This window comes from Modestobacter sp. VKM Ac-2978 (genome assembly GCF_026968025.1).
GTDB lineage: Bacteria > Actinomycetota > Actinomycetes > Mycobacteriales > Geodermatophilaceae > Modestobacter.
In genome coordinates this window covers 206,690-232,824 of record NZ_JAPVBP010000010.1, presented here as the reverse complement: position 1 = coordinate 232,824, position 26,135 = coordinate 206,690, and the positions used below count along the sequence as shown (strand labels likewise).

Here is a 26,135-nt window from a genome sequence, read left to right as displayed (position 1 = left end):
GGGAGGTGGCCCGGTGCGGCGCCGGCTGATCGCGCTCTTCCTCGGCCTGGTCGCCGTGCTGCTGCTGGCCGTGGAGGTGCCGCTGGCCGCCAGCTACGCGCAGGCCCGCACCCAGGAGCTGCTCATCGACCGCACCGGCGACACCTCCCGGCTGGCCCGCCTCGCCGCCCCGGCGCTGGCCCGGGACGCGGTGCGGACCCTGCAGCCGGAGCTGCGGGCGTACGGCGAGCTCTACGGCGTCCTGGTGCAGGTGCACGGCCCGGACGGGGAACTGCTGCTCAGCTCGGCGCCGGACGCACCCGAGGCCGCCGCGGCGGACAGCATGGGGCAGGCGCTGGCCGGCCGCCGGTCCAGCCCGCCGCCCACCGTCCTGCCGTGGCGGACGGCCCCGGTCGCCGTCGCCGAGCCGGTGCTGCGCGGCAGCGAGGTGGCCGGCGCCGTGGTCACCGTGTCGCCGACCGATCGGGTGGTGCAGCAGGTGGTGGTCCACTGGGCGCTGCTGGCCGCCGCGGGGCTGTTCGCGCTGGCGCTGGTGGCGCTGGCGACCGCACCGCTGTCCCGGTGGATCCTGCGCCCGGTGCACCGGCTGGACGACGCCGTGCACACCCTCACCACCGGCGACCTCGACGCCCGCGCGAAGGTCGGCCCCGGGCCCCCGGAGCTGCGTCGGCTGATCGCCGACTTCAACCGGATGGCCGAGGCGATCCGCACCTCCAGCGCACAGCAGCGGGCCCTGGTCGCCGACGTCTCGCACCGGCTGCGCAACCCGCTCACCGCGCTGCAGCTGCGGGTCGACGCGCTGGAGGCCGGGCTGGTGCCCGGCGCTCGGGCGGACCACCGCCTGGCGATGGCGGAGATCGAGCGGCTCACCCAGGTGCTCGACGACACCCTCGCCATGGCCCGGGCCGAGGACGACGCCAGCCCGCTGGTGGCGGTGGACGTGCGCGAGTGCGTCCGGGACCGGCTGCGGATGTGGAGCGACGCCGCTGCCGCCGGGAACACCGAGGTGCTGCTGACCGGCGCCGGCACCTGCTGGGTGCTGGCCCCGCGAGGTGCGCTGGACCAGGTGCTCGACGCCGTGCTGTCCAACGCGCTGCGCTTCACCCGCGGCGGCACCGTCGACGTCCAGGTCGAGCTGACCGGGGACGCCGAGGTCGAGGTCCGGGTGGTCGACGACGGGCCGGGGCTCACCCCCGAGGAGTGCGCCGTGGCGACCCGCCGCTTCTGGCGCGCGCCCGACCAGCAGAACGTCCCCGGCTCGGGGCTCGGGCTGGCGATCGCGACGGCGCTGACCGAACGCTGCGGTGGCCGGCTCGCCGTCTCCCCGGCCCGGCCGCACGGGTTGTGCGTCGCCGTCCGGCTGCCCCGGCTGGACGCGGCACCGTCGCCCGTCCGGCCGGCTCCGGCGGCTCAGCCGCCACTGACGCCGGGCTTGGCGGCCCGGTAGTAGGCGGCCGCCCCCGGGTGCAGCGGCACCGGGGCGGTGGTGATGGCGCTGCGCTGGTCCAGGTGCCGCGCCGCCGGGTGGGCGCCGACCAGGTCCGGCTGGGCGGCGAACAGCGCGGCGGTGAGCGTCTCGGCGAGGTCGTCGGGCATGTCCGCCCGCACCAGCAGCAGGTTGGGGACGCCGATGCCCGGCACGTCGGCGGGCAGGCCGTACACGCTGGCCCGGATCGTCTGCTCGACGACGTACTCACCGTGGTCGGCGCGCATGCCGACCAGCAGGTCGTCGGTGGGCAGCAGCCGCACCGGGGTGCTGTCGACCAGGTCCTGGACCCCGTCGGTGGGCAGACCGCCGGACCAGAAGAAGGCGTCCAGCCGGCCCGCCGCCAGCTCGCCGGCCGACTCCTGCACGCCCAGCCGCTGGGTGCGGACGGCGCGGTCACCGGACACCCCGGCGACCGCGAGCAGCCGCAGCGCCGTCACCTCGGTGCCTGAACCGGGGGCGCCCACCGACACCCGCTGGCCGGCGAGGTCGGACACCCGCTGGGCGGGGGACCCGGCTGCGACGACGACGTGCACCGCGTTGGTGTAGAGCCGGGCGATGGCCCGGAGGGAGACCGGTGCGTCGAAGGGGCCGGTGCCGGCGGCGGCCTCGGCGGCGGTGTCGGCCAGCGCGAAGGCCACCGCCGCGTCGCCGGTGGCCAGCCGCTCGATGTTGTCCACCGACCCGCTGGTGACCGCGGCGGTGACGGCTGTGTCCGGGAGCTCGGCACCGAAGGCGTCGGCGAGGCCCAGCCCGTAGCGGTAGTACACCCCGGAGGACTCGCCCGCGGCGACGACCAGCTCGGCGGGTGGGTCGGCGACGTCCGGGTCCGTCGCGCAGCCGGTGAGCACGGTCCCGGTGAGCACGGCCACCGCGGCGGCCGCTCCGGCCAGCCGGCCGCGGGTTCGGCCGCTGGTCACCACATGCCACTCCTCCTGCCGCGCGGTCGGCGCCCGTGCCGGCCGGCGCCGACCTTAGCCGCGCGGCCCCCCGGCCGGGGAGCGCGCGGCTGAGGGAGGGTCAGAGAGGGCTGCGGCTGGTGTCCTCGCGCGGCAGGACCCACCGGTCATCGGCCTTGCGGATGAGGAAGTCGGCGAGCAGGAACGCCTCGTGGACGGCCTCGGTGAGCAGGTCACGGACGTTGCGGTAGGTGGTCACGTCAGAACCTCCAGTGCTGCCGAGTGCGTGCGGGCCAGGCGGTCCCCAGGCCGGCCCGTCAGTCGATCCGTGTGTCCTGGGTCACGACTGGTATCGGCGGTCGCGAGCGTCTCCCGTACCGCGATCCGGTCGGCTCTCACTCGGGCGTGGTGGGTGGTCCGGGCCGGTCCGTCGGCCTGTGCCGGCGCGTCCCACCAGTCGTGGGAGAGGGCCAGCCCGGCTCGCTCTGCCTAGGCTGGTGCGGTGGCTGATCCGACGGGTGGCGAGCGGTCGGCCGGCTGGGCGCGTTCGGCGTACGCCTGGCTGCTGGTGCGCCCGGTGAGTCGCGGGTTCTGGGCCGCGGCGCTGGTGTTCCTCGTCCTGGTCACCGTCAGCAACGCGGTCGACGGCGACTGGCTGTCGGTGGCTCTGGGGAGCCTGCTCGCCGCGGTGGTCGGCCTCCGGCTGTGGGACCTGCGCGGCGCCTCCGGGGACCTGCCCGCGTCGGGTCAGGACCGCACGGCCAGCAGGTAGGCCTGCCGGGTCCTCTCGTGCGGTGGCTCGGGTTCGCGCAGCACCTGGGTCCGCACGGGGAGCCCGGCGGCGGCGAGCCGGTCGGCGACCCGGGCAGGGTCCAGCCGCCAGCCGTGCAGCGAGATCGGGTGGCCGTAGCCCTGCCGGTGGTGGACCGGCTCGTCCGCACCCGCCTGGAACGCGATCACCAGCGGCGCACCTGGTCGCAGCACCCGGGCCAGCTCGGCGAACACCGCGGGCTGTCGCGCCGGCGACGTGTGGATGACCGAGTACCAGGCGAGCGCCCCGGCGAGGTCGCCGTCCGGCAGGTCGAGGGCGGTCAGCGACCCCACGTCGAAGCGCAGCTCCGGGTGCGTGCGCCGGGCGACGGTGACCATGCCGGGGGAGAGGTCGACGCCGAAGGCGTCCAGCCCGAGGCCGGCCAGGTGGGCGGTGACCCGTCCCGGGCCGCAGCCGAGGTCACCGACCGGACCACCGCCGCCGGCGTGCACCAGCTCGGCGAAGAGGCCGAGCACCGCCCGGTCCACCGGACTGCCGGCGAGGTCGTCGCGGAGCAGCGCCGCGTAGTCGACGGCGACGGTGTCGTAGGCCGCTCGGGTCTCCGCCAGCTCACCAGGGGGCTCGGTCACGCCGCGGACGGTACGACGCGACACCGACAGGTCACGCTTCGAACACATGTGCGATCCGCGGTCGAGGCGGACGGGGCCTCGGCGCACACTGGCCGGGTGGACGTCGCACTGCCCCCGGGCTGGCCGGACGAGGTCCGGCCGCCCGGCGCCCCGGACTGGGAGCGGACCGCGGTCAGCTGGCTGTTCGACCTGGTGCCACCGGACTACCGGTCCCACGAGGTGCTGCGCCGCTACCCGGTGCTGCTGGCCCGGTTCGCCGGTGACCACGTCGCCGCGGGGCTGGAAGCGGCGCGGGCCGGCTGGCGCACCGTCCGGGTGGAGCTCGCCGACCAGCTCCCGCCGGAGGCGATGGAGGCCGCGATCAGCGCCTACGAGCGGGAGGGTGCCCGGCTCACCCGGGCCGCGCGCGGGGTCGAGGTGGTCGCCGGGGCGTTGCGCGGCGAACGCTGGGTGCCCCGGCTCTAGGTCCGTCTCCCGCCGGGCAGGTCGCCGGTTCGCCGTTACAGTGGACTTTCACCGGTTGCGCCCCACCGGACGCGCCGACGTCGAGAGGACCCTGCCCCGTCGTGTCGTTGCTCAGCTCGTTGACCGGGCCCGCGGACCTCCGGGCACTGCGCCCCGACCAGCTGCCGGTGCTGGCCGGCGAGATCCGTGACGCTCTGGTGGCCGCGGTCGCCAAGACCGGTGGGCACCTGGGCCCGAACCTCGGCGCGGTCGAGCTGACCATCGCTGTCCACCGGGTCTTCGAGTCCCCGCGCGAGCCGATCGTCTTCGACACCGGGCACCAGGCCTATGTGCACAAGCTGCTCACCGGCCGGCTCGACGGCTTCGCCCAGCTCCGCCAGCGCGACGGGCTGTCCGGCTACCCCAGCCGGGCCGAGAGCGAGCACGACTGGGTGGAGAACAGCCACGCCTCGACGTCGCTGTCCTACGCCGACGGGCTGGCCAAGGCCTTCGCCGTCCGCGGTGACGTCCGGCCCGTGGTCGCGGTGATCGGCGACGGCGCGCTCACCGGCGGCATGGCCTGGGAGGCGCTGAACAACATCGCCGCCGCGCAGGACCGCCCCGTCGTCATCGTGGTCAACGACAACGGCCGCTCCTACTCCCCGACGATCGGTGGGGTGGCCGACGCACTCGCCACGCTGCGGCTGCGCCCCGGGTACGAGGAGGCGCTGGCCGCCGTCCGGCAGGCCCTGCACCGCGCACCCGTCGTCGGCACCAAGCTCTACGACGCGCTGCACGCGATCAAGAAGGGGCTCAAGGACGTCCTGGCCCCGCAGGGCATGTTCGAGGACCTCGGCATGAAGTACGTCGGCCCGGTCGACGGCCACGACGTGGAGATGATGGAGTCGGCGCTGCGCCGGGCCCGCTCCTTCGGCGGGCCGGTCATCGTACACGCCGTCACGACCAAGGGCTTCGGCTACCCGCCGGCGGAGACCGACACCATCGACGCCTGGCACTCCACCGGCGTCTTCGAGCCCGACAGCGGGCTCTCCTCGGCCGCCAAGGGCCCGGAGTGGACCGACGTCTTCGCCGACGAGCTGGTGCGGATCGGCACCGAGCGCTCCGACGTCGTGGCGATCACCGCGGCGATGCTGCACCCGACCGGTCTCGCCCCGTTCGCCGAGCGGTTCCCGGAGCGCACCTACGACGTGGGCATCGCCGAGCAGCACGCACTGACCTCGGCCGCCGGGCTCGCGATGGGTGGCCTGCACCCCGTCGTCGCCATCTACTCGACGTTCCTGAACCGCGCCTTCGACCAGCTGCTGATGGACGTCGCGCTGCACGGCCAGCCGGTCACCCTCGTGCTCGACCGGGCCGGCGTGACCGGCTCCGACGGCGCCTCGCACAACGGCATGTGGGACATGTCGATCTGCTCGATCGTCCCCGGGCTGCAGCTGGCGGCGCCGCGGGACGAGGCGACGATGCGCGAGGCGCTCCGCGAGTCGGTGCAGGTCTCCGACGGGCCCACCGTCATCCGGTTCCCGAAGGGCGCGCTGCCGCCGGAGGTACCGGCGATCGAGCGGCGCGGCCGGGTCGACGTGCTGCGTCGCGGCACGACCCCCGAGGTGCTGCTGGTCGCCGTCGGCTCCCTGGTGCCGATGTGCCTCGCGGTCGCCGAGCGCGCCGCCGACCACGGCATCGAGGTCACCGTCGTCGACCCGCGTTGGGTGATGCCGGTCGCCGACGAGCTGGTCGCGCTGGCCGGCGAGCACCGGCTGGTGGTCACCGTCGAGGACGGCGGCCGGGCCGGCGGTGTGGGCACGCTGCTCTCCCAGGCGCTGCAGGACGCCGACTGCGACGTGCCGGTGCGCACGCTCGGCCTGCCGCAGCAGTTCTTCGAGCACGGCAGCCGCGGTCAGGTGCTGGCCGACGTCGGCCTCACCGAGCAGGACGTCGCCCGCCGGATCGTCGAGTGGGCCGCCCGCGTCGCCGACCGCGCCGCGGCGCCGACCGTGCCGCAGCCCGAGGGCGCCGAGGGTCAGCAGTGAGCGGCACCGTCATTGCCGAGATCCAGGTCGCGCCGTCGCCGCCTGGCACCCCGGACGACCCGCACGCCTTCGTCGAGGCCGCGATCCGGGTGATCCAGGCCTCCGGGCTGCGCTCCGAGGTCGGCGCGCTGGGCACCACGCTGGAGGGCGACGCCGACACGGTGTGGGCGACCCTGCGGGCAGCGCACGAGGCGATGGTCGCCGCGGGCGCGAAGGGCGGCATCTCGCACGTGAAGATCGCCTCGGTGGACCGCACGATGGACAGCCTCACCCACAAGTTCCGCTGAGCCCTGCCCGTCCGGCTCGCACTGCCCGTGGCGGGACCGCCGCGGGCAGGCCGGCTCAGTCGGTGCGCAGCGCTCGGAGCATCGCCTGCAGCGGCAGCCATGCGTCGCTGGTCGCCGCGGTGGGGTCGGGGCTGGCGGCGATCCACAGTGCCGCCTCGTTCATGGCCCCGGACAGCAGCGCCGCCGTCGCGGCGACCGGGTGTGCACCGATGGCGCCGGCGGCGGCCAGTTCGGTGAGGGCGTCCTCGAGCAGTCGGCCGGAGTGCACGGCGTCCATGGCGCGCCACTCGGCCCACCCCAGCACCGCGGGTGCGTCGACGAGCAGGATGCGCCGCGTGGCCGGGCCCGAGCTCGCCGTCAGGAACTCGCGGCAACCGGCTTCCAGGCCACTCCACGGGTCGTCCGCCGCCTGGGCGGCGCGGGCGACCGCCTCGGCGACGCCTTCCTGCAGGCGGCTGAGCACCGCGCGGAACAGCGCCGACTTGCCCGCGTAGTGGTGGTAGACCGCGCCACGGGTGACGCCGGCCTCGGTCGCGACGAGTTCGAGGCCGACATGGGCGTAACCATCCCGGGCGAACAGCTGGGCGGCGACCTCGAGCACGCGCGCTGCAGTGGCGTCGCTCTCGGCGCGGGAACGGCGCGGCACGGTTCCTCCTTGTGACGTACACGCTGTACGTATAGGGTCGCTGCACTTACAGACACAGTGTACGTAAGGAGCCGAGATGGCACTGACCAGCGTGTACCCCGTCTTGATGAGCGCTGACCTCGACAGGTCGGCGCGCTTCTTCCGCGAGCACCTGGCGTTCGAGCCGACCTTCGAGTCGGACTGGTACGTCAGCCTCCGGCGCGATCAGTGGGAGCTCGCCGTGCTGGCCGCGGACCACCCGACCGTGCCGGCGACGCACCGGGGCCGCCCCGCCGCCGGGGTGCTGTTGAACGTGGAGGTGGACGACGTGGACGCCGAGCACCAGCGGATGGTCGTCGAGGGTGGGCTGACCGCCGTCCTACCGCTGCGTTCCGAGCCGTTCGGCCAGCGCCACTTCATCGTGTCCGGTCCGGACGGCGTGCTGGTGGACGTGATCACGCCCATCCCGCCGGAGGGCGAGTTCGTCGAGCAGTTCCGCTGACGCAGGACCTGCCGGGGTGGCCCGTGGTCGCCGTCCTCGCGCCCCGGGTGCCGACCTCACGCTGCGACGTGAGGTCGGCACCTGGGAGGTGGGGCCGGCGACCGCCGACTACGCGGGGAGCGAGGCCACGCCCCTCGGGAGGAACCGCTGACCGGTGACGGCCTCCGACACCCCGGCGCGGTCGAGGTACGCGCTGATCCCGCCCAGCCAGAACGGCCAGCCGGCGCCGAGCAGCATCGCCAGGTCGATGTCCTGCACGGCCTGGACGACGCCCTCGTCGAGCATCAGCCCGATCTCCTCGGCCAGCGCCCGCTCGGCCCGGGAGCGCAGCTCGTCGGCGGTCAGCGGCGAGTCACCCGCGTCGATGCCGGCCAGCTCCGTGTCGATGACGCCGGGCTCGGTGAAGACGGAGGTCTTGCCCAGCTCGACCATCCGACGCAGCCCCGCGCCGACGCCGAAGCGGTCGGGGAAGGCCTCGTGCATCCGCTCCGCCACGTGCAGCGCGACCGGCGGACCGACCAGCGTGAGCAGCTCGAACGGCGTCATCGGCAGGCCCAGCGGCTCCAGCGCCGTCTCCGCGACCGCCACCGGCGTGCCGGCGTCCACGGCCGCGGTGACCTCGCCGAGGAACCGGGTGAGCAGCCGGTTGACCACGAACGCCGGGGCATCGGCGACCAGCACGCAGGACTTCCCCAGCGCCTTGCCGACGGCGAAGGCGGTGGCCAGCGTGGCGTCGTCGGTGCGCTCGGCGCGCACCACCTCCAGCAGCGGCAGGACGGCGACCGGGTTGAAGAAGTGCAGGCCGACGACCCGCTCGGGCTGCTGCAGCCGCGCGGCCATCTCGGTCACGGACAGCGCCGAGGTGTTGGTCGCCAGCACGCACTCGGCAGAGACCACCGCCTCCACCTCGGCGAACACCTGCTGCTTGACCGACAGCTCCTCGAACACCGCCTCGATCACCAGGTCGGCGTCGGCGAAGGCGCCCTTGTCCAGCGAGCCGGTGACCAGGCCCTTCAGCCGGTTGAGGGCGTCGGGGGAGAGCCGCCCGCGGCCGGCCAGCTTCTCCAGCTCGCCGTGCACGTAGCCGACGCCCTTGTCGACGCGGGCCTGGTCGACGTCGGTGAGCACCACGGGCACCTCGAGCCGGCGCGCGAACAGCAGCGCCAGCTGGGAGGCCATCAGCCCGGCACCGACGACGCCGACCTTCGTCACCTTCCGGGCCAGTTTGCGGTCCGGCGCACCCGCGGGGCGCTTGGCCCGCTTGTTGACCAGGTCGAAGGCGTACAGGCCGGCCCGCAGCTCCTCGCTCATCAGCAGGTCGGTGAGCGCGTCGTCCTCGGCCGCCGTCCCGGTGGTGAAGCCGGCGTCGCCGGCCCGGGCCAGGTCGAGCAGCTCCACCGCACGCAGCGCCCCGGGGGACGCATTGCGGGTGCGGGCAGCGACGAGCTGCCGGGCGCGGGAGATCGCGTCGTCCCAGGCCGTCCGGTCGACCTCGGGACGGCGGACGGCGACGTCCCCGGTGAGCACCCCGGCCGCCCACGCCAGCGAACGCTCCAGGAAGTCGGCCGGCTCGAACACCGCGTCGGCCATGCCCAGCCTCGCGGCCTTCGGCGCCGGGGTCACCTTGTTCTGCGCCAGCGCGTTCTCCACGATCACGGTGACCGCCGCGTCGATCCCGATCAGCTCCGGGAGCAGCTGGGTGCCGCCCCAGCCGGGCACCAGGCCGAGGAAGACCTCGGGGAAGGCCACGACGGCGGTGCTGGCGATCGTCCGGTGGTGGCAGTGCAGCGCCAGCTCCAGGCCGCCGCCGAGCGCCGCGCCGTTGACGAACGCGAACGTCGGGATCGTCGACTCCTTGAGCCGGCGGAACACCCGGTGCCCGGTCTCGGCGATCTCCCGGGCGTCGGCGGCCGAGGTGATCGACGGGACGCCGGAGAGGTCGGCGCCGACGGCGAAGATGAACGGCTTCCCGGTGACGGCGATGGCAGCCGGGGCGGGGGAGTGGGCGGCGATCTCGTCCAGGGCGGCGTCCAGCGAGGCCAGCCCGCCGGGCCCGAACGTGGAGGGCCGGGTGTGGTCGTGCCCGTTGTCCAGGGTGATCAGCGCGAGCTCCCCGGCCAGCCCGGGCACCCGCAGGTACCGGACCAGCGCACGGGTGACGACCTCGTCGGCGAAGACGGCGCTCATGCCGCAGCCCCTTCCCAGTTCGGGTTCTCCCAGATCACGGTGCCGCCCATGCCGATGCCGATGCACATGGCGGTCAGGCCGTAGCGGACGTCGGGTCGCTGGGCGAACTGCCGGGACAGCTGCGTCATCAGCCGCACGCCCGAGGAGGCCAGCGGGTGACCCACGGCGATCGCGCCGCCCCACGGGTTGACCCGCGCGTCGTCGTCGGCGATGCCGAAGTGGTCCAGGAACGCGAGCACCTGGACGGCGAAGGCCTCGTTCAGCTCGAACAGGCCGATGTCGGTGATCGACAGCCCGGTGCGGGCCAGCGCCTTCTCCGTCGACGGGATCGGCCCGACGCCCATCACCTCGGGCTCGACCCCGGCGAAGCCGAAGCCGACCAGCCGCATGCCGACGTCGAGCCCCAGCTCCTCGGCGACCTCCTCGGCGGCGAGCAGGCACCCGGTCGCGCCGTCGTTCAGCCCGGCGGCGTTGCCGGCGGTGACGTGACCGTGTGGGCGGAACGGCGTCTTCAGCGTCGACAGGCCCTCGAGCGTGGTGTTCGGCCGTGGCGGCTCGTCGACCGTGGCCAGGCCCCAGCCGGCGTCGGCCGAGCGGGTCGCCACCGGCACCAGCTCCGGGCCGATCTGGCCCGCGGCCACCGCCGCGGCGTACTTCTGCTGGCTGGCCAGGGCGAAGGCGTCGGCCCGCTCCTTGGTCAGGTGCGGGAACCGGTCGTGCAGGTTCTCCGCGGTCGAGCCCATCACCAGCGCGGAGCCGTCGACGATCTTCTCGCTGACGAACCGCGGGTTCGGGTCGACGCCCTCGCCCATCGGGTGGTGCCCCATGTGCTCGACGCCGCCGGCGATCGCGACGTCGTAGGCGCCGAAGGCGATGCCGCTGGCCGTCGTCGTCACCGCGGTCATCGCCCCGGCGCACATCCGGTCGATGGCGTAGCCGGGCACGCTCTTCGGCAGCCCGGCCAGCAGTGCGGCGGTGCGGCCGATGGTCAGGCCCTGGTCGCCGATCTGGGTGGTGGCGGCGATGGCGACCTCGTCGACCCGCTCGGCCGGCAGCGACGGGTTCCGGCGCAGCAGCTCGCGGATGCAGCGCACGACGAGGTCGTCGGCGCGGGTCTCGGCGTAGATGCCCGCCGGACCCGCCTTGCCGAACGGGGTGCGCACGCCGTCGACGAAGACGACCTCACGCAGTTGGCGTGGCAACCGCTCTCCAGATGACACAGGACCTCCGCGATGAGCTCGGTGCCGCCCCGGACAGGGCGGCACCGCGAAGTTACCCGCTGGTAACCGCAGGCTCCACACCCTCCGGGGTGACCGGCCGGTTCTAGATCACGGTCCGGCAACAGTGCCGCCATGTGCTTGCGGTCACACCCGAGGCAGTAAACGATCACTTCCGGAAATCTCCCGGATCCAACGAAGGAACGGCAGGTCGAACATGGCGCGACAGCGCACCCTGATGACTGCTCTCGCAGCCTCACTCGTCTTCTCGATGGCCGCCTGCGGCAGTGACGACGACGGCGGCGGCGGTGGCGGTGGCGGTGGCGGCGGCGAGGCCGCCGGCAAGGTCGGGGTGATCCTCCCCGACACCGCGTCCTCGGCGCGCTGGGCGAGCGCGGACGCCCCGCTGCTGGAGGCCGCGTTCGAGGAGGCCGGCGTCGAGGCCGACATCCAGAACGCGCAGGGCGATGCCCAGCGGATGGCGACGATCGCCGAGCAGATGATCACCGGTGGGGTCACCGTCCTGGCGATCGTCAACCTGGACTCCGCCTCCGGCGCCGCCATCCAGCGGCAGGCCGAGCAGCAGGGCGTCCAGACGATCGACTACGACCGGCTCACCCTCGGTGGGGAGTCCGACTACTACGTCTCCTTCGACAACACCGAGGTCGGCCGCCTGCAGGGCGAGGGCCTGGCCCAGTGCCTCGGCGACGAGCCTGCGAACATCGCGTTCCTGAACGGGTCGCCGGACGACAACAACGCCACGCTGTTCTCCGAGGGCGCGCACGAGGTCCTCGACCCGATGACCCAGTACACGGTTGCAGCCGAGCAGGCCGTGCCCGAGTGGGACAACCAGCAGGCCGCGACGATCTTCGAGCAGATGTACACCCAGGCCGGCGGTGACATCCAGGGCGTGCTGGCCGCCAACGACGGCCTCGCCAACGCGGTCATCTCCATCCTGGGCCGCAACAACGTCGCCGGCACCGTGCCGGTGACCGGGCAGGACGCCACCACCGAGGGCCTGCAGAACATCCTGGCCGGCAACCAGTGCATGACCGTCTACAAGCCGATCGAGGCGGAGGCCACCGCGCTGGCCGAGCTCGCGGTGGCCCTGGTCAACGGTGAGACCCCGGAGGTCGACGGCGAGGTGGAGGACGTCGAGGGCGACCGCACCGTCCCGGCCGTGCTGCTGGACCCGGTCTCGGTCTTCCGGGACAACGTCAAGGAGGTCGTCGACGACGGCTACGTCGACGCCGCCGACCTGTGCACCGGTGAGTACGCCGCCGCCTGCACCGAGCTCGGCATCCAGTAGTCCACCTGCCAGCAGGGGCGCCCTCTCCGGGGGGCGCCCCTGTCGGCCTGTCCAGCCGAGAAGGGACTCACGTGTCCGCTCCAGAGCGCGATCACGGCACCACGGCCGTCGGCCGGCCCACCCTCGAACTGCGGGGGGTGGACAAGAGCTTCGGCGCCGTCCAGGTGCTGCACGACGTCCACCTCACCGTCTACCCCGGGAAGGTCACCGCACTGGTCGGTGACAACGGAGCGGGCAAGAGCACGCTGATCAAGGGCATCGCGGGCATCCACCCGTTCGACTCGGGCGAGGTGGAGTTCGAGGGCGAGCGAGTCACGCTGCACAGCCCCCGGGACGCCGCCAAGCTCGGGATCGAGGTGGTATACCAGGACCTCGCGCTGGCCGACAACCTCGACGTCGTCCAGAACATGTTCCTGGGGCGGGAGCGCAAGCGCGGCGTTCTGCTCGATGAGCAGTCGATGGAGGTGGCGGCCCGGGAGACGCTGGCCAAGCTGTCGGTCCGCACCCTGAAGTCCGTCCGGCAGCTGGTGTCCAGCCTCTCCGGCGGACAGCGGCAGACCGTGGCCATCGCCAAGGCGGTGCTGTGGGAGTCCAAGCTCGTCATCCTCGACGAGCCGACCGCCGCACTAGGGGTCGCACAGACCCGGCAGGTGCTGGACCTGGTCCGCCGGCTGGCCGACGCCGGCCACGCCGTCGTCTTCATCACGCACAACATGGTCGACGTGTTCGAGGTCGCCGACCGGGTGGCTGCGCTCTACCTGGGCCGGGTGGCCGCCGACGTCCCGATCGACCAGGTCGACCGCACCCAGGTCATCGAGCTCATCACCTCCGGCCGGTCCGGTGACCTGGGTCTCTCGGCCGAAGACCTCGAGGACTGAGAGGACGTCATGTCGAGCAACACACTGACCGCCGCCGAGGCGAGCGGTCCGCAGAAGCCCGCCGCGGGCTTCGAGGGCGACCGGCAGGACAACACCCTCGGCGGCGCCGTCCGGGGGTACCTGGACAAGCTGCGCGGCGGTGACCTGGGAGCCCTCCCGGCCGTCCTGGGCATCATCACCCTCGGCATCCTCTTCACGGTGTTGCGGCCGGGCACCTTCCTGACTCCGCTCAACCTGGCCAACCTCGCCGTGCAGGCCACCCCCATCGTCGTGCTGGCGATGGGCCTGGTCTTCGTCCTGCTGCTGGGCGAGATCGACCTGTCGGCCGGGGTGGTCAGCGGGGTCTGTTCGGCGGTCCTGGCCCAGGTGCTGGTGCAGAGCGGGTTCGGCTGGCCGGTCGCCGTCCTCGCCGCGATCGCCACGGGTGCGGTGATCGGGGTGTTCACCGGCAGCCTGGTCGGCATGGTCGGCATCCCGTCGTTCGTGGTGACCCTGGCGCTGTTCCTGGGCTGGCAGGGCGTGACCCTGCGGCTGATCGGCCAGGGCGGCACCGTGCCGGTGCGGGAACCGGTGATCCGGGCACTGGCCAACGAGAACCTGCCGCTGGCGGTCGGCTGGGCGCTGGCCGTGCTGGTGGCGGTCGGCTACGCCGCGATCGAGCTCTGGCGCTGGCGGGCCAAGCGTGCCCGCGACCTGGCCCACCAGCCGCTGGTGCTGGTCGTCCTCCGGGTGGTGCTGATGGCCGTGGTGGTGATCGGCGTGACCGCGATCCTCAGCCAGGACCGGGCGCTGTCGGCGGCGGTCGACCTGGCCGGCATCCCGTACGCCATCCCGCTGGTCATCCTGCTGCTGCTGGTGGTCACCTTCGTGCTGTCCCGCACCAGCTTCGGCCGGCACATGTACGCGGTCGGCGGCAACGCCGAGGCGGCCCGCCGGGCGGGCATCAACGTGACCCGGATCCGGGTGATGGCGTTCGTCATCTCCTCCAGCCTGGCCGCGATCAGTGGCATCCTCGCCACCTCGCGGCTGAGCTCGGTGACGCCGGACGCCGGTGCGGGCAACACGCTGCTGTACGCGGTCGGTGCCGCGGTCATCGGTGGCACCAGCCTCTTCGGCGGGCGGGGACGGGCCCGCGACGCACTGCTCGGTGGCCTGGTCATCGCGATCATCGCCAACGGGCTGGGGCTGCTCGGGGTGGCGGCGTACCTGAACTTCGTCATCACCGGCGGGGTGCTGCTGCTGGCCGCATCGGTGGACGCGCTGGCCCGCCGCCGGGCGGCCACGGCACGCTGATGCCGTGACGACGGGCCGGCCACGGGCACGGCGTGCAGTGGCGCGCGCCGTGCCCGTGGTGCACGAGCTGACAGTGCGGCGGAGCCCGACGGCATGAACAGGTACGTGCTGCTGCTGCGGGGGATCAACCTCGGCCGCACCCACCGGGTCGGGATGGCGGACCTGCGGGAGCTGCTCGTCGCCGCGGGGCACCGGGAGGTGCGCACGCTGCTGCAGAGCGGGAACGTCGTGCTCGAGGCGTCCGCGCCGGCCGAGGAGCTGGGCCGGTCGGTGGAGCAGGCGCTGGAACACCGGTTCGGCTTCCCGGTCCCGGTCGTCGTCCGCACCGCCGAGGAGTTCCTCGACGTCGTCACCCGTGACCCCCTCGGCGCCGTGGTGACCGACCCCACCCGCTACGTCGTCGCCTTCGCCGCCGCCGAGCTGCCGGTCGAACTGGGGGAGTGGTTGCGCACGGTCGACCCGGGGGACGACGCCTTCGCGGTGCAGGGCCGTGAGCTGTTCCTGTGGTGCCCGCACGGCCAGCTGGCCAGCCCGCTCGCCGGAGCCCTGGCCCGTCGGGGCGGCGGGCCGGTGAGCACGACCCGCAACTGGCGGACCGTGCTCAGGCTGGCCGACCTGCTCCGCGGCTGACCGTCAGCCGGCGGCGATCGCCTCGGTGAGCAGGCTGCCGGTGAGCTCGACCTGCCACTCCCGCGCACCGCCGGCGCGCAGCACCTCGGCCACGGCCGCCGCGTCGGCCGGCCTGGGCGGCGCCCACATCAGCCGACGCACCAGGTCGGGGGAGAGCAGGTTCTCCACCGGTACCGACCACTGCTCCGACACCTGGGCCAGCGCGGCCCGGGCGGCCTTGAGCCGGGCGGCGGCGGCGGGGTCGCGGTCGCCCCAGCGGTTCACCGGCGGCGGCCCGTCACCGGGGCGGCTGTGCGGCGGCAGCTGGTCCTCCGGCAGCTCGCGGCCCCGGTTCAGCGCGCCGAACCAGGTGTTCACCAGCTTCCGGTTCGCCCGACCCCGGAACACCGGGAGCTCCAGCAGCGCGCCCTCGGTCTTCGGGTCGGCTTGCACCGCGGAGACGATGGCGGCGTCGGGCAGCACCCGGCCGGGGGCGATGTCGCGCCGCCGGGCGAGGTCGTCGCGGGCCTGCCACAGCGCCCGCAGCATGCCCAGCTGGCGGCGGTTGCGCAGGCCGTGCATCCCGGAGGTCTTCCGCCACGGGTCGACCTTGGGCGCCGGGGGACCGGCGGCCAGGATCGCGGCGAACTCCTGCCGGGCCCACTCGGTCTTGCCCTGCTCCGCCAGGATCTCCGCCAGGGCGTCCCGGAGCTCCACCAGCACCTCGACGTCCAGCGCGGCGTAGACCAGCCAGTCCTCGGGCAGCGGGCGGGTGCTCCAGTCGGCCGCCGAGTGCCCCTTCTGCAGCGAGAGGCCCAGCAGCGACTCGACGACGGCGCCCAGCCCCACCCGGGGCAGCCCGGCCAGCCGGGCGGCGAGCTCGGTGTCGAACAGCCGGGTGGGCACCAGACCGAGCTCGGCCAGGCAGGGCAGGTCCTGGTTGGCCGCGTGCAGCACCCACTCGGCGTCGCCGATCGCGGTCTGCACGGCCGTCAGGTCCGGCAGCGGCACCGGGTCGATCAGGCCGGTGCCGGCGCCGGCGCGGCGGATCTGCACCAGGTAGGCGCTCTGGCCGTAGCGGTAGCCGGAGGCGCGTTCGGCGTCCACGGCGACCGGGCCGCTGCCGGCGGCCAGTGCGTCGGCGTAGGCGACCAGTGCGGTCGAGGTCTCGACGACCGGGGGCAGCCCGTCGCGCGGGGCGAGCAGCGGCGTCGCCGGCGGGCCCTCGTCGAGGGCGGGCTCCACCCCGGGGTCGGTGGGCACCTCGGTGCCCGGGTCGGTGGTCACTCGATGACCCCCGAGCGCAGGCCCAGCGCCACCATGTGCGCCCGGTCGCCGGTGCCCAGCTTGCGCGCGATGCGCGCCAGGTGGCTCTTCACGGTCAGTGCGGACAGGTCCACCTTCTCGCCGATCTCCTTGTTCGTGTGCCCGTCGGCGACGAGCCGCAGGATGTCCCGTTCCCGGGCGGACAACTCCCCGACAGCTTCCTCCACCCCGCTCCGGGTGAGCCCTCGGGCCAGGCTGGTGGCGATCCCGGGGTCGGCGAAGACCTCCCCGGACAGCGACGCCCGCAGCCCTCCGGTCACCGTGGCCAGCGGGCTGGTCTTGAGCAGGTAGCCCTGCACCCCGGCCAGGAAGGCCGCCCGGACGACGGCCGGGTCGGTGACCGAGGTCAGCACGACGGTCACCGGCCAGCCCTCGGTGCGCAGGGTCGGGAGCAGTTCGAGCCCGCGCCCGTGGTCCCCGCCGCGGCCGGCGGCCTCCGGCTCGACCTCGGGCAGGTCGACCTCCAGCACGCACAGTGCCCGCGGGCCGGAGACGTGCGCGCGGACCCGCGCCTCCTCCAGGGAGGCGGCCTCCTCGACGTCCCGGGCGCCCAGCGTGCGCAGCCGGCCGGCCAGGGCCTCCCGGACGAGCGGGAACGGGTCGACGACCAGGGCGCTGGCGTGCGGACCGAAGAGGACGCCGTCGGACCACGGCTGGCCCTGGGGCATCGACCCTCCCGTCGTCGGACCGGGTCGACGACCAGGTGATCAACGGGTGATCACCCGGCGAACGGCCCGGCGTGTCCGCGCACTCGGCCGACGTCCGATTACGCCGAGTGGAGTACGGACGCCGAGTCTAGGCGTCGTCGGGGCCGGTCTGCTCGGTAGCGGCGAGCAGCCGGATCCCCGGTGGGGGCAGGCCGGCGGCCGTGCCGAGCACCTCGAGGAAGGCGGTGAGGTGCCGGTCGAGGTCGGTGCCCTCCGCCGTCCAGGAGGCGCGGATCTCGACGTCGACCGAGTGCTCCGGGGCGGCGATCGAACCGAAGCGGGTGGAGGCGGTGCGGGTGACCGTGCCGCCGACGGAGTGGTGGGCGGCCCCGGACTCGGCCAGCGCGTCGGTCAGCCAGCTCCAGGCGACCTCGGAGAACATGCTGTCGTCGACCATGTCGGAGTCGGTGCTGGCCGAGACGTAGCCGACGCAGCGGGTGGTGCCCTGCCAGGCGTCGTGCCCCTCCGGGTCGTACAGCAGGATGAACCGGCCGCTGGCCAGCTCCTCCTCCTCCTCGTCGTCGGGGTGGGCGACCCGCACGCCGATCGCGGAGGACCACGGGGCGAGTCGTTGCGGCGCCGGGATCTGCTCGACGACGACCTCCGGCCGGGGGCGCACCGTGGCCAGTGCTTCCAGGGCGGCCTGGAACGCGACCGGCCGCTCCGGCGGCGGGGTGCCGTCGTCGAGGCGTTTGCGCTGCTGGGCCACCTGCGCAGGGTAGGTCGCCCACGACCGGAGTGCCCGCCCCGACGCGCCGCCCCGCCCAGCCGACGCACAGCCGTGACCTCCGCTGCGCCCGGCCCGCTGGAGGGATCCGGTGCAGGGCCTGGTGGAGGGGCGGAGCCGGCCACGGTGACGTCTGGGAGGATCGGCGTCCGTGGGAACAGCTGCAGGACCGGCCGCCGACTCCGATCTCGTCCGCGCGATGCGGGGCCTGCCGGTCTCGCGCACGCCGGTCTGGTTCATGCGCCAGGCCGGCCGGTCGCTGCCGGAGTACCGCGCGCTGCGTGAGGGCACCGCGATGCTCCAGGCCTGCCAGGACCCCGACCTGGTCACCGAGATCACGATGCAGCCGGTCCGCCGGCACGGCGTCGACGCGGCCATCCTCTTCTCCGACATCGTGCTGCCCCTGGTGGTGGCCGGGGTCGACATCGAGATCAAGCCGGGCGTCGGGCCGGTGATCGCCTCGCCGCTGCGCACCGTCGCCGACGTCGACGCGCTCCCCGCCCTGGAGCCCGACCGGCTGGAGTTCCTGGCCACCGCCGTCCAGCGGCTGGTCGCCGAGCTCGGTGCCACGCCGCTGATCGGCTTCGCCGGGGCGCCGTTCACCCTGGCGACCTACCTGATCGAGGGCGGCCCCTCCAAGGAGCACGCCCGCACCAAGGCGTTCATGTACGCCGAGCCCGCGGCCTGGCAGCGGCTGCTGGAACGGCTCGCGGTCAGCGCCGCCACGTTCCTGCGCGTGCAGGTCGACGCCGGCGCCAGCGCGGTGCAGCTCTTCGACTCCTGGGCGGGGGTCCTGTCCGCGGCCGACTACGCCGGGCGCGTGCTGCCGCACTCGCGTGCCGTCTTCGACGGGCTGGCCCGCCCGGAGGTGCCCAAGGTGCACTTCGGCGTGGGCACGGGGGAGCTGCTGCCGCTGATCGGCGACGCCGGTGCCGACGTCGTCGGCGTCGACTGGCGCGTGCCGCTGGACGAGGCCGCCCGCCGCGTCGGCCCCGGGTACTCACTGCAGGGCAACCTCGACCCCGCCGTCCTGCTGGCCGACCGGGAGACCGTCGACCGCGAGGTGCGCCGCATCGTCGAGCAGGGCCGGGCCGCCCGTGGGCACGTGTTCAACCTCGGCCACGGCGTGCTGCCCGACACCGACCCGGGCGTGCTCACCCACGTCGTGGAGCTGGTGCACGAGCTGACCGCGAGATGAGCACCCGCCGGCTGGTCGTCGTCGGCGCCGGGATCACCGGGCTCACCGCAGCGTTCGAGTGGCGCCGCGCGCACCCCGACGGGGAGGTCGTCGTCCTGGAGGCCGGTGACCGCATCGGCGGGAAGCTGGACCGGGTCGACCTCGCCGGTCGCTGGTACGACACCGGCCCCGAGGCGGTGCTGGCCCGGGTGCCCGAGGCCGTCGAGCTCATCGAGCAGCTCGGCCTGGCCGACCAGCTGGTGCCTGCGCAGACCACCCAGGCCGCCATCGTGCTGCCCGAGGGCCGCTTCCCGCTGCCGGCCGGCACGCTCCAGGGCGTGCCGACGACCGCCGACGGCCTGGACGGTGTGCTGACCCCGGCCGGGGTCGCCCGGGTGCGGGCCGAGGCGGAACTGCCTCCGCTGCAGCTGGACGGCGACGTCTCCGTCGGCGGCCTGCTGCGGGAGCGGCTCGGCGACGAGGTCGTCGACCGGCTCGTCGAGCCGCTGCTCGGCGGCGTCTACGCCGGCCGCCCCGACGACCTCTCCCTCGCCGCCACCATGCCCGCGCTCGCCGCCGAGCTGCCGGCTGCCACCTCCCTGCTGGGGGCCGCCGTCGCCGCCCGGGACGCCGGAGCCCGCAGCCGCGGCGACGTCGACGGCCCGGTGTTCGTCACGGTCCGCGAGGGCATCGGCTCGCTGCCCGACGCCCTGGTGCGTGCCTCGGGCGCCGAGGTGCGGCTGCGGACCCGGGTCACGGCGCTGCGCCGCACCCCCGCCGGCTTCGAGCTGGACGTCGACGGCGGCGGGACGCTGACCGCCGACGCCGTCGTGCTCGCCACCCCGGCCGGCCCGGCCGCCCGGCTGCTCGCCGACGTCGCCCCCGATGCGGTGCAGCCGCTGCAGGGCATCCCGTACGCGTCGATGGCCGTGGTCGCCATGGCCTTCCCCGACCAGCCGGTCGCGGCCGGCTCGGGGCTGCTCGTGCCGCCGGTGACCGGCCGGCTGGTCAAGGGCGTCACCGTCTCCTCGTCGAAGTGGCCGCACCTGTCCGGCCCCGAGGGTGCACCGGTGCTCCGGGTCCGGTCGTCGGTGGGCCGCTTCGGCGACGACGCCGCCCTGCAGTGGGACGACGCCGAGCTCACCGCCGCCGTGGTCGCCGACGTCGCCGAGCTGCTCGACCTCGAGCGGCCCGAACCGGTGCAGACCGAGCTGGTGCGCTGGGTCGACGGGCTGCCGCAGTACCTGGTTGGGCACCCGCAGCGGGTCGCTGCGATCCGCTCGGCGGTCGACGCCGTCCCCGGGCTCGCGGTGGCCGGGGCCGCCTACGGCGGGGTCGGGGTGCCGGCCTGCGTCCGCGACGCCCGCCGGGCGGTCCACGCCCTGCTGTGAGCGCACCGGCCCGCGTCCGGCGCGCGGCGATCGCCGTCGCCCCCGTCGTCTTCGTGCTGCTCTGGAGCACCGGGTTCGTCGGCGCCAAGTACGGGCTGCCCTACGCCGAGCCGTTCACCTTCCTCGCGCTACGGCTGGCGCTGGCGGGGGTCTTGCTGGCGGCGCTCGCCGTCGCGTTGCGGGCGGCGTGGCCGGCCGGCCGGACGTCGGCCGGTCGGGCCGGGGTCGCGGGGCTGCTGCTGCACGCCGGTTACCTCGGTGGGGTCTTCTTCGCCATCGACTCGGGCCTGCCCGCCAGCGTCGCCGCGGTCACGGTGAGCCTCCAGCCGGTGCTGACGGCGGCGCTGGCCGCCCGGCTGCTCGGCGAGCGGCTGTGGGCCGTGCAGTGGCTGGGGTTGGTCCTCGGCGTCGGTGGCGTGGCGCTGGTCCTCGCCCCGGGGCTCGCCGGGGCGGCGGGGGAGCAGGGCACGGTCCCGCCGGTCGGCGTCGTCTCGTGCCTGGTCGCGCTGCTGTGCGGGACGGCGGGCACGCTGTGGCAGAAGAAGCACGGCGACCACATCCCGCTGCTGTCGGGCACCGCCGTGCAGTACGCCGCCGCCGCCCTCGCGCTGGTCGCCGTCGCCGGCCTCACCGAGAGCATGGCCATCCAGTGGACGGCCGACTTCGTCCTCGCCCTCGTCTGGCTGGTGCTGCCGCTGTCCCTGGGGGCGGTCCTGTTGCTGCTCCTCCTGCTACGGCGCGGCAGCGCCTCCGGGGTCTCCAGCCTCCTGTACCTGGTCCCGCCGGCGACCGCGGTGGAGGCCTACCTGCTGTTCGGCGAGGAGCTGCTGCCGCTGTCGCTGTTCGGGGTGGTGGTCACGACCGTCGGCGTCGCGCTGGTGCTGCGCCCGCCAGGACGCCGGACGGCCGTCGGCTGACCGGATCCCGACGACGCGGTCCCCGCCGGGCGCGCGACAATGAGGACATGAGCGAGCAGACCGAAGAGCGCAGCATCGGCAAGCGGGCGAACGAGCTGAACGCCCTCATCCGCTACACGATGTGGTCGGTGTTCAAGCTGGCCCGTCCGCTCGACGACGACCAGCGCGGCGCCGCCGCCGACGAGGTCACCGCCCTGTTCGAGGAGCTGGCCGGCAAGGACGTCGTCGTCCGCGGCGTCTACGACGTCGCCGGCCTGCGCGCCGACGCCGACCTCATGATCTGGTGGCACGCCGAGACCCCGGAGGCGCTGCAGGAGGCCTACGGCCGGTTCCGCCGCACCGCCCTGGGTCGCCGCCTCGAGCCGGTCTGGTCGCAGATGGCGCTGCACCGCCCCGCCGAGTTCAACCGGAGCCACGTGCCGGCGTTCCTCGCCGACGAGGAGCCGCGCCGCTTCGTCTGCGTCTACCCGTTCGTGCGCTCCTACGAGTGGTACCTGCTCCCCGAGGAGGAGCGGCGGGACATGCTCAAGGAGCACGGCATGCAGGCCCGGCCCTACCCCGACGTGCGGGCCAACACCGTCTCCTCGTTCGGGCTCGGCGACTACGAGTGGATGCTCGCCTTCGAGGCCGACGAACTGCACCGCATCGTCGACCTGATGCGCGACCTGCGCGCCAGCCGGGCCCGCCGGCACGTGCGCGAGGAGGTGCCGTTCTACACCGGCACCCGCAAGCAGGTCGCGGAGCTGGTGGCGGACCTGCCGTGATGATGCACATGGTCATCGCTCCGCGATGACACCGCGGCCAGGAGTCGTGCCCGGCTGGCGTTGAGCCGTTCCCGGCGGTCCTGCCGGGGACCCTCCGGGCCCCGCGTCAGGATCGCCGAGCCGCTGGCCGCCGTCCCCGGCGGGACCCTCCGGGCCCGCGCCGGGTCCCGCGGGGTCGCTGGCGCGACACAGCGGCGGGTCCGTACTCGTTCCCGGTCACGCAGAGAGGCCCGTGCCCCACTGGGGTACGGGCCTCTCTGTCGTGCTGGGTGTCAGCTCTTGCTGGGGTCCAGTTTGATGCTGACGGAGTTGATGCAGTAGCGGTCGCCGGTGGGGGTCTGGGGGGCGTCGGCGAAGACGTGGCCGAGGTGGCTGTGGCAGCTGCCGCAGAGGACCTCGGTGCGTCGCATCCCGAGCGCGGTGTCGTCGCGGAGGACGACGTTGTCCTGCTCGGAGGGCTCGTAGAACGACGGCCAGCCGCAGTGCGAGTCGAACTTCGTCTCGGAGCGGAAGAGCTCGGCGCCGCAGGCCCGGCAGGAGTAGGTGCCGACCGCCTTGGTGTCGACGTACTCACCGGTCCACGGCCGCTCGGTACCCGCCTGGCGGAGCACGGCGTACTCCTCCGGCGACAGCTGGGCGCGCCACTCCTCGTCGCTCTTGACGACCTGGGGCTGGTGGGCGGAAGTGGTCATGACCCCACGGTACGGCGGCTCCGCCACCCGTGCCGGGGCCCCTGCCGCCCTGGTCAGCGGCGTTGCGGTCAGGCGCCGGAGGCTGCGGTCAGCCGCGCGGCCACCAGCGGGCGAGCCGGGTGAGCTGGTCCTCGACCACCGGACGGAGCTGGATGCTCGTGCTCGCCGTGGCACCCGAGGTGCCACGCAGCAGGACCTCGTGTGCGCCGGCCTGCAGCGCCGTCGGCGCCCGCACGGGGATGGCGACGGTGCCGTCCGGGCCGGCCACCGCAGTGCCGAGCTGGCCCCGGAGGCGTGCGGGCAGCTCGGCGGTGACCTTCTCCTCCGGCGAGAACCCCGTCCCCAGAACGGTCACCTCCTCCTCCCGCAGTGGCCACGGGTCGCTGACCGTCGCGGCGGGTCCGGCGTCGGCGGCGACCGTCGAGCCCGGGTCAGCGGCCGTGGCGAGCGGGTCGGCCACGAGGTCGCCGGGACCGTCCAGCCCGTCGACCGCCGTCGAGGAGACGACTACGGGTACCGGGTCGGCGCCGGAGGCAGCGCCGGCCGGCCCGACGGTGGACGCCACGAGGGTCAGACCGAGGAGGGAGCCGAGGACCGGGCCGAGGACGACGGCGCGGGGCGTGCTGCGTCGGGACACGGGTCTCCTCGAGCGGGCGGCGCGAGCTCGCGTGCGGGGCGGTGGACACCCCGATCCTGTCATCGCCCAGCGCAAGGGTCGATCAACATCCGGTAACGAAGTTCGCCCCGCTAAGCAGCGGCCGGGTGGCCGGTGATGTGCGGCTGCGCTGCCCTGGTCCGGTGCTCGTACCGTGGGCGCGGCGCCGCGTCCGGTGGCGCCGCCGTCCGCCGAGAGGACCCATGAGCACCCCGCAGCCCCTGGCCGACACCTGGTTCACCCGCGATCTCCCCGTCCTGCGGGCGATCGTCCGGCTGATCGACGAACCGCCGCACGGCAGCGCCCCCTACCTCGGCGCGGTCGTGCCGGCCAGCGGCCTGCCCAAGCCGCAGGTCGTCTCGGCGGCCAACGCGCTGGTCACCGCCGGCTACGCCGAGGCGCTCACCAACCACGCCGGCGAGATCGTCCGGTTCACCGCCGTCTCGGGGGAGGCTCGCCGGCTCACCGGTCTCTGGCCGACACCGCAGAGCGAGTGGGACCGTCTGCTGGAGCAGGCCGGCGCCCGGGCTGCCAGCGCGATGACCGACGTGGAGCGGGAGCGCTGGCGGGCCTTCGCCGACGCCGCGGCTGCGATCGGGCCCGACGACGGAGCGTTGCTGATGTCCGCCCTGATCGGCGGGTACGTGCCCCGGGCGCGCTGACCACCGGGGCCGGACACGACAGTGCCCCCGTCCGGTTTCCCGGGCGGGGGCACTGTCGGTGGTTCGAGAGGGCTGCGTTCAGCTCCTCGGTCTGGAGATCAGACCGGGTTGACGTTCGCCGCCTGCGGGCCCTTCTGGCCCTGCTCGATGTCGAACGAGATGCGCTGGCCCTCATCGAGCGAGCGGTACCCGCTGGTCTGGATGGCCGAGTAGTGGACGAAGACGTCCGGGCCGCCGCCGTCCGGGGTGGCGAAGCCAAACCCCTTCTCTGCGTTGAACCACTTCACTGTTCCTTCGGGCATTGCTCGCTCCTAGCTGAGGTCGTGCGTCGGGGTCCTGCCAATGCGCAGGGCCTTCCCGACGAGTACGACCCTAGCGGGTTCTGTCGATCTGTGGGAGGTCAGGGGCACAAAGATCCCCGGCGAGCCGATCCGGGCCGTGGCGCGGAGGATCAGAGCAGGCGTCCGGAGGCGTCCCGGGAGGCGTCCTCCGACCAGGCCTGGCGGGCGTAGGCGTTCGGTGCGTGGGCGTCGGGCGCGCGGCCCTCCTGCGCCGGGCCTGTCCTGGTCCGCGTCCTCCCCGTCGGACGGGGAGCCGCGGCGGCGGGCAGCGCCAGGGGCCCCGGCCGCCAGGCCTGCACGGTGAGCGGCTCGGGGGCCGCCCACTCCTCGAGTGCCAGCCGGGCCCGCTCTTGCGCGACCGTCCGCAGGTGGCGGCGCCAGCGGTGTCCGGCGAGGTCGATCCCCACCAGCACGGCGACGAGCACGGCGACGGTCAGGAAGGCGTTGGTCAGCGCGGTGGCGACGTCCAGGGGCGTGAGCTCGGGCCAGCTGACCTGCTCCAGCTGGTACCCGACGACCTCGATGACGACGTACAGCACGCCGTACACCAAGAGCGCGACCCGCATGACCCTGTTCCTCCGCCTGTCTGACCGTGGGACCGAACGTCTCCTCAACGACAGGAAGCGCCCCGCGCGACAGCGCTGTCCGGCTCGCTCACCCCTGCGGGTGAGGGAGCCGTCGTCAGCTGCGCCGGTAGAGCTCGGTGAGCAGGGCGACGGCGGCCGGTGACGCCGGGTGCGGGTCGTCTCGCCACCAGGCCAGCCGGACGGCGACCGGCTCGGCGTCCCGGATCGGCCGGTAGGTGACCCCGGGGCGCTGGTACTGGGCAGCGGTCGCCTCCGCGGTGACCCCGACGCAGCGGCCGGTGGCGATCACGGTGAGCCAGTCGTCGACGTCCTGGGTGTGCGAGACCGCCGGGCGCGCCCCCTCGGGCCACAGTTCCGGCGTCGTCGTGCCGGTCCGGCGGTCGACCAGCAGGGTCCGTTCGGCGATCTCGGCCATCCGCAGCGACCGGCGGCGGGCCCAGGGGTCGTCGGTGGCGACCGCGCACACCCGCCGCTCCACCCCGACCAGCGCGCTGTCGAAGCGCTGCGGGTCCGGCGGGACCCGGAGGACGGCCACGTCGCAGGCCCCGTCGGCCAGGCCGGCGGTGGGGGAGTTGGTGCGCACCAGGCGCAGTTCGGTGCCCGGCTGCTGGACCGCCCAGCGACGCTGGAAGTCCAGGGTGTGCCGGCCCATCGCCGACCAGGCGTGCCCGATCCGCAGCCGGGTCGCGGTACCGCCGGCCTCCTCGACCAGCTGGCCGACCTCGGCGAGGACCCGCCGGGCCCGGTCGAGCACCCGCTGTCCCGCCGTGGTGAGGGTGACCTGGCGTGCGGAGCGCCGCAGCAGCCGGGTGCCGAGCTCGCCCTCGAGGGCGGCGAGGCCGCGGGACACGGCGGCCTGCGAGACGCCGAGCTCGATGGCGGCGTCGGTGAAGGTGCCGGTCTCCACGATCGCGACCAGGCACCGCAGGTGCCGCAGCTCAACGGTCATGCGTGCAGCGTATGCATCCCGCGGTGATTGCATTTTGCGCATGCACCCGTCCGGG

At 74.4% G+C, this 26,135-nt stretch carries 29 protein-coding genes; 15 read left to right on the top strand and 14 right to left on the bottom strand.

The window, feature by feature from the left end; genetic code table 11:
- Positions 1-13: 13 nt before the first annotated feature.
- Positions 14-1,447 carry a HAMP domain-containing sensor histidine kinase gene (locus tag O2W53_RS21980; protein WP_269165197.1) on the top strand — a complete coding sequence of 478 codons (1,434 nt, stop codon included), beginning with the start codon at positions 14-16 and terminating at the stop codon, positions 1,445-1,447.
- Here the strand turns inward: O2W53_RS21980 and O2W53_RS21975 are convergent.
- Positions 1,411-2,406 carry a TAXI family TRAP transporter solute-binding subunit gene (locus O2W53_RS21975; protein ID WP_269165196.1) on the bottom strand — a complete coding sequence of 332 codons (996 nt, stop codon included), beginning with the start codon at positions 2,404-2,406 and terminating at the stop codon, positions 1,411-1,413. The genes O2W53_RS21980 and O2W53_RS21975 overlap by 37 nt on opposite strands.
- 100 nt (positions 2,407-2,506) lie before the next feature.
- On the bottom strand, positions 2,507-2,644 hold the full coding sequence (locus tag O2W53_RS21970; protein WP_269165195.1) for a hypothetical protein: 138 nt from the start codon (positions 2,642-2,644) through the stop codon (positions 2,507-2,509).
- Positions 2,645-2,887: 243 nt separating this feature from the next.
- Between O2W53_RS21970 and O2W53_RS21965 the strand changes: the two genes are divergently transcribed.
- Positions 2,888-3,157: a hypothetical protein gene (locus O2W53_RS21965; RefSeq protein ID WP_269165194.1), complete on the top strand. Its 270-nt coding sequence runs from the start codon at positions 2,888-2,890 to the stop codon at positions 3,155-3,157.
- On the opposite strand, the gene O2W53_RS21960 is transcribed toward O2W53_RS21965, so the two are convergent.
- The gene (locus O2W53_RS21960; protein WP_269165193.1) at positions 3,133-3,786 is read right to left on the bottom strand and encodes a class I SAM-dependent methyltransferase; all 654 of its coding nucleotides are present in this window, start codon (positions 3,784-3,786) and stop codon (positions 3,133-3,135) included. The two genes, O2W53_RS21965 and O2W53_RS21960, sit on opposite strands and share 25 nt — an antisense overlap.
- Before the next feature lie 96 nt (positions 3,787-3,882).
- On the opposite strand from O2W53_RS21960, the gene O2W53_RS21955 reads away from it, so the two are divergent.
- From O2W53_RS21955 to O2W53_RS21945, 3 genes are all read left to right on the top strand, one after another.
- Positions 3,883-4,251 carry a hypothetical protein gene (locus O2W53_RS21955; protein WP_269165192.1) on the top strand — a complete coding sequence of 123 codons (369 nt, stop codon included), beginning with the start codon at positions 3,883-3,885 and terminating at the stop codon, positions 4,249-4,251.
- A 101-nt stretch (positions 4,252-4,352) separates the two neighbouring features.
- On the top strand, positions 4,353-6,278 hold the full coding sequence (dxs, locus tag O2W53_RS21950) for a 1-deoxy-D-xylulose-5-phosphate synthase (RefSeq protein WP_269165191.1): 1,926 nt from the start codon (positions 4,353-4,355) through the stop codon (positions 6,276-6,278).
- On the top strand, positions 6,275-6,565 hold the full coding sequence (locus tag O2W53_RS21945; protein ID WP_269165190.1) for a thiamine-binding protein: 291 nt from the start codon (positions 6,275-6,277) through the stop codon (positions 6,563-6,565). Before dxs ends, O2W53_RS21945 begins: the two co-directional genes overlap by 4 nt.
- 55 nt (positions 6,566-6,620) lie before the next feature.
- On the opposite strand, the gene O2W53_RS21940 is transcribed toward O2W53_RS21945, so the two are convergent.
- On the bottom strand, positions 6,621-7,211 hold the full coding sequence (locus O2W53_RS21940; RefSeq protein WP_269165189.1) for a TetR/AcrR family transcriptional regulator: 591 nt from the start codon (positions 7,209-7,211) through the stop codon (positions 6,621-6,623).
- A gap of 76 nt (positions 7,212-7,287) precedes the next feature.
- Here O2W53_RS21940 and O2W53_RS21935 point away from each other — a divergent pair, with 76 nt between their 5' ends.
- Positions 7,288-7,692: a VOC family protein gene (locus O2W53_RS21935; protein ID WP_269165188.1), complete on the top strand. Its 405-nt coding sequence runs from the start codon at positions 7,288-7,290 to the stop codon at positions 7,690-7,692.
- A gap of 108 nt (positions 7,693-7,800) precedes the next feature.
- On the opposite strand, the gene O2W53_RS21930 is transcribed toward O2W53_RS21935, so the two are convergent.
- Entirely contained in the window at positions 7,801-9,879 is a 2,079-nt protein-coding gene (locus tag O2W53_RS21930) for a 3-hydroxyacyl-CoA dehydrogenase NAD-binding domain-containing protein (RefSeq protein ID WP_269165187.1), read from the bottom strand.
- Entirely contained in the window at positions 9,876-11,081 is a 1,206-nt protein-coding gene (locus O2W53_RS21925) for a thiolase family protein (protein WP_269165186.1), read from the bottom strand. Before O2W53_RS21925 ends, O2W53_RS21930 begins: the two co-directional genes overlap by 4 nt.
- A gap of 253 nt (positions 11,082-11,334) precedes the next feature.
- Here O2W53_RS21925 and O2W53_RS21920 point away from each other — a divergent pair, with 253 nt between their 5' ends.
- The 4 genes from O2W53_RS21920 to O2W53_RS21905 all read left to right on the top strand — a co-directional run bounded on the left by O2W53_RS21920 (position 11,335) and on the right by O2W53_RS21905 (position 15,206).
- Positions 11,335-12,405 (top strand): sugar ABC transporter substrate-binding protein, encoded by a 1,071-nt coding sequence (locus O2W53_RS21920; RefSeq protein WP_269165185.1) that lies wholly within the window; start codon positions 11,335-11,337, stop codon positions 12,403-12,405.
- Between the two features lie 71 nt (positions 12,406-12,476).
- Positions 12,477-13,283 carry an ATP-binding cassette domain-containing protein gene (locus O2W53_RS21915; RefSeq protein WP_269160459.1) on the top strand — a complete coding sequence of 269 codons (807 nt, stop codon included), beginning with the start codon at positions 12,477-12,479 and terminating at the stop codon, positions 13,281-13,283.
- 9 nt (positions 13,284-13,292) lie between these two features.
- On the top strand, positions 13,293-14,576 hold the full coding sequence (locus O2W53_RS21910) for a sugar ABC transporter permease (RefSeq protein ID WP_269165184.1): 1,284 nt from the start codon (positions 13,293-13,295) through the stop codon (positions 14,574-14,576).
- A 93-nt stretch (positions 14,577-14,669) separates the two neighbouring features.
- Positions 14,670-15,206, top strand: a complete 537-nt coding sequence (locus O2W53_RS21905; protein WP_269165183.1) for a DUF1697 domain-containing protein — start codon at positions 14,670-14,672, stop codon at positions 15,204-15,206.
- Positions 15,207-15,209: 3 nt separating this feature from the next.
- On the opposite strand, the gene O2W53_RS21900 is transcribed toward O2W53_RS21905, so the two are convergent.
- The 3 genes from O2W53_RS21900 to O2W53_RS21890 form a co-directional block, all read right to left on the bottom strand.
- Entirely contained in the window at positions 15,210-16,472 is a 1,263-nt protein-coding gene (locus O2W53_RS21900; RefSeq protein WP_269165182.1) for a ribonuclease D, read from the bottom strand.
- On the bottom strand, positions 16,469-17,179 hold the full coding sequence (locus tag O2W53_RS21895; RefSeq protein ID WP_036338804.1) for a LuxR C-terminal-related transcriptional regulator: 711 nt from the start codon (positions 17,177-17,179) through the stop codon (positions 16,469-16,471). Before O2W53_RS21895 ends, O2W53_RS21900 begins: the two co-directional genes overlap by 4 nt.
- A 127-nt stretch (positions 17,180-17,306) precedes the next feature.
- A complete protein-coding gene (locus O2W53_RS21890) occupies positions 17,307-17,927 on the bottom strand; it encodes a DUF3000 domain-containing protein (protein WP_269165181.1) in 621 nt (206 codons plus the stop codon).
- Positions 17,928-18,096: 169 nt separating this feature from the next.
- On the opposite strand from O2W53_RS21890, the gene hemE reads away from it, so the two are divergent.
- From hemE to hemQ, 4 genes are read left to right on the top strand one after another with little or no spacing between them, the layout of a single operon-like run.
- Positions 18,097-19,143, top strand: a complete 1,047-nt coding sequence (gene hemE / locus O2W53_RS21885; RefSeq protein ID WP_206330755.1) for a uroporphyrinogen decarboxylase — start codon at positions 18,097-18,099, stop codon at positions 19,141-19,143.
- Positions 19,140-20,513 carry a protoporphyrinogen oxidase gene (hemG, locus tag O2W53_RS21880; protein WP_269165180.1) on the top strand — a complete coding sequence of 458 codons (1,374 nt, stop codon included), beginning with the start codon at positions 19,140-19,142 and terminating at the stop codon, positions 20,511-20,513. The genes hemE and hemG overlap by 4 nt, the downstream gene beginning before the upstream one ends.
- Positions 20,510-21,430 carry a DMT family transporter gene (locus O2W53_RS21875; protein ID WP_269165179.1) on the top strand — a complete coding sequence of 307 codons (921 nt, stop codon included), beginning with the start codon at positions 20,510-20,512 and terminating at the stop codon, positions 21,428-21,430. The genes hemG and O2W53_RS21875 overlap by 4 nt, the downstream gene beginning before the upstream one ends.
- A gap of 47 nt (positions 21,431-21,477) precedes the next feature.
- A complete protein-coding gene (hemQ, locus tag O2W53_RS21870) occupies positions 21,478-22,194 on the top strand; it encodes a hydrogen peroxide-dependent heme synthase (RefSeq protein ID WP_269165178.1) in 717 nt (238 codons plus the stop codon).
- 272 nt (positions 22,195-22,466) lie between these two features.
- Here the strand turns inward: hemQ and msrB are convergent, their stop codons facing one another.
- Positions 22,467-22,886, bottom strand: coding sequence for a peptide-methionine (R)-S-oxide reductase MsrB (gene msrB / locus O2W53_RS21865; RefSeq protein WP_269165177.1), 420 nt, complete (start codon positions 22,884-22,886; stop codon positions 22,467-22,469).
- 88 nt (positions 22,887-22,974) lie between these two features.
- The gene (locus O2W53_RS21860) at positions 22,975-23,523 is read right to left on the bottom strand and encodes a hypothetical protein (protein WP_269165176.1); all 549 of its coding nucleotides are present in this window, start codon (positions 23,521-23,523) and stop codon (positions 22,975-22,977) included.
- Between the two features lie 221 nt (positions 23,524-23,744).
- Between O2W53_RS21860 and O2W53_RS21855 the strand changes: the two genes are divergently transcribed.
- Complete coding sequence (locus tag O2W53_RS21855) at positions 23,745-24,203, top strand: hypothetical protein (protein ID WP_036338783.1); 459 nt, start codon at positions 23,745-23,747, stop codon at positions 24,201-24,203.
- Between the two features lie 98 nt (positions 24,204-24,301).
- Here O2W53_RS21855 and O2W53_RS21850 read toward each other — a convergent pair whose 3' ends face one another.
- The 3 genes from O2W53_RS21850 to O2W53_RS21840 all read right to left on the bottom strand — a co-directional run bounded on the left by O2W53_RS21850 (position 24,302) and on the right by O2W53_RS21840 (position 26,080).
- A complete protein-coding gene (locus tag O2W53_RS21850) occupies positions 24,302-24,505 on the bottom strand; it encodes a cold-shock protein (RefSeq protein ID WP_014741881.1) in 204 nt (67 codons plus the stop codon).
- Between the two features lie 149 nt (positions 24,506-24,654).
- Entirely contained in the window at positions 24,655-25,110 is a 456-nt protein-coding gene (locus O2W53_RS21845; protein WP_269165175.1) for a hypothetical protein, read from the bottom strand.
- Positions 25,111-25,225: 115 nt separating this feature from the next.
- Entirely contained in the window at positions 25,226-26,080 is an 855-nt protein-coding gene (locus O2W53_RS21840; RefSeq protein ID WP_269165174.1) for a LysR family transcriptional regulator, read from the bottom strand.
- Between the last annotated feature and the right edge of the window lie 55 nt (positions 26,081-26,135).

Excerpts from the sequence above, each read along its gene's own strand:
- O2W53_RS21935 (WP_269165188.1), top strand. The coding sequence starts at position 7,288 with ATGGCACTGACCAGCGTGTACCCCGTCTTGATGAGCGCTGACCTCGAC.
- O2W53_RS21930 (WP_269165187.1), bottom strand. The coding sequence starts at position 9,879 with ATGAGCGCCGTCTTCGCCGACGAGGTCGTCACCCGTGCGCTGGTCCGG.
- O2W53_RS21920 (WP_269165185.1), top strand. The coding sequence starts at position 11,335 with ATGACTGCTCTCGCAGCCTCACTCGTCTTCTCGATGGCCGCCTGCGGC.
- O2W53_RS21910 (WP_269165184.1), top strand. The coding sequence starts at position 13,293 with ATGTCGAGCAACACACTGACCGCCGCCGAGGCGAGCGGTCCGCAGAAG.
- O2W53_RS21905 (WP_269165183.1), top strand. The coding sequence starts at position 14,670 with ATGAACAGGTACGTGCTGCTGCTGCGGGGGATCAACCTCGGCCGCACC.
- O2W53_RS21895 (WP_036338804.1), bottom strand. The coding sequence starts at position 17,179 with ATGCCCCAGGGCCAGCCGTGGTCCGACGGCGTCCTCTTCGGTCCGCAC.
- hemG (WP_269165180.1), top strand. The coding sequence starts at position 19,140 with ATGAGCACCCGCCGGCTGGTCGTCGTCGGCGCCGGGATCACCGGGCTC.
- hemQ (WP_269165178.1), top strand. The coding sequence starts at position 21,478 with ATGAGCGAGCAGACCGAAGAGCGCAGCATCGGCAAGCGGGCGAACGAG.
- msrB (WP_269165177.1), bottom strand. The coding sequence starts at position 22,886 with ATGACCACTTCCGCCCACCAGCCCCAGGTCGTCAAGAGCGACGAGGAG.
- O2W53_RS21855 (WP_036338783.1), top strand. The coding sequence starts at position 23,745 with ATGAGCACCCCGCAGCCCCTGGCCGACACCTGGTTCACCCGCGATCTC.
- O2W53_RS21850 (WP_014741881.1), bottom strand. The coding sequence starts at position 24,505 with ATGCCCGAAGGAACAGTGAAGTGGTTCAACGCAGAGAAGGGGTTTGGC.
- O2W53_RS21845 (WP_269165175.1), bottom strand. The coding sequence starts at position 25,110 with ATGCGGGTCGCGCTCTTGGTGTACGGCGTGCTGTACGTCGTCATCGAG.
- O2W53_RS21840 (WP_269165174.1), bottom strand. The coding sequence starts at position 26,080 with ATGACCGTTGAGCTGCGGCACCTGCGGTGCCTGGTCGCGATCGTGGAG.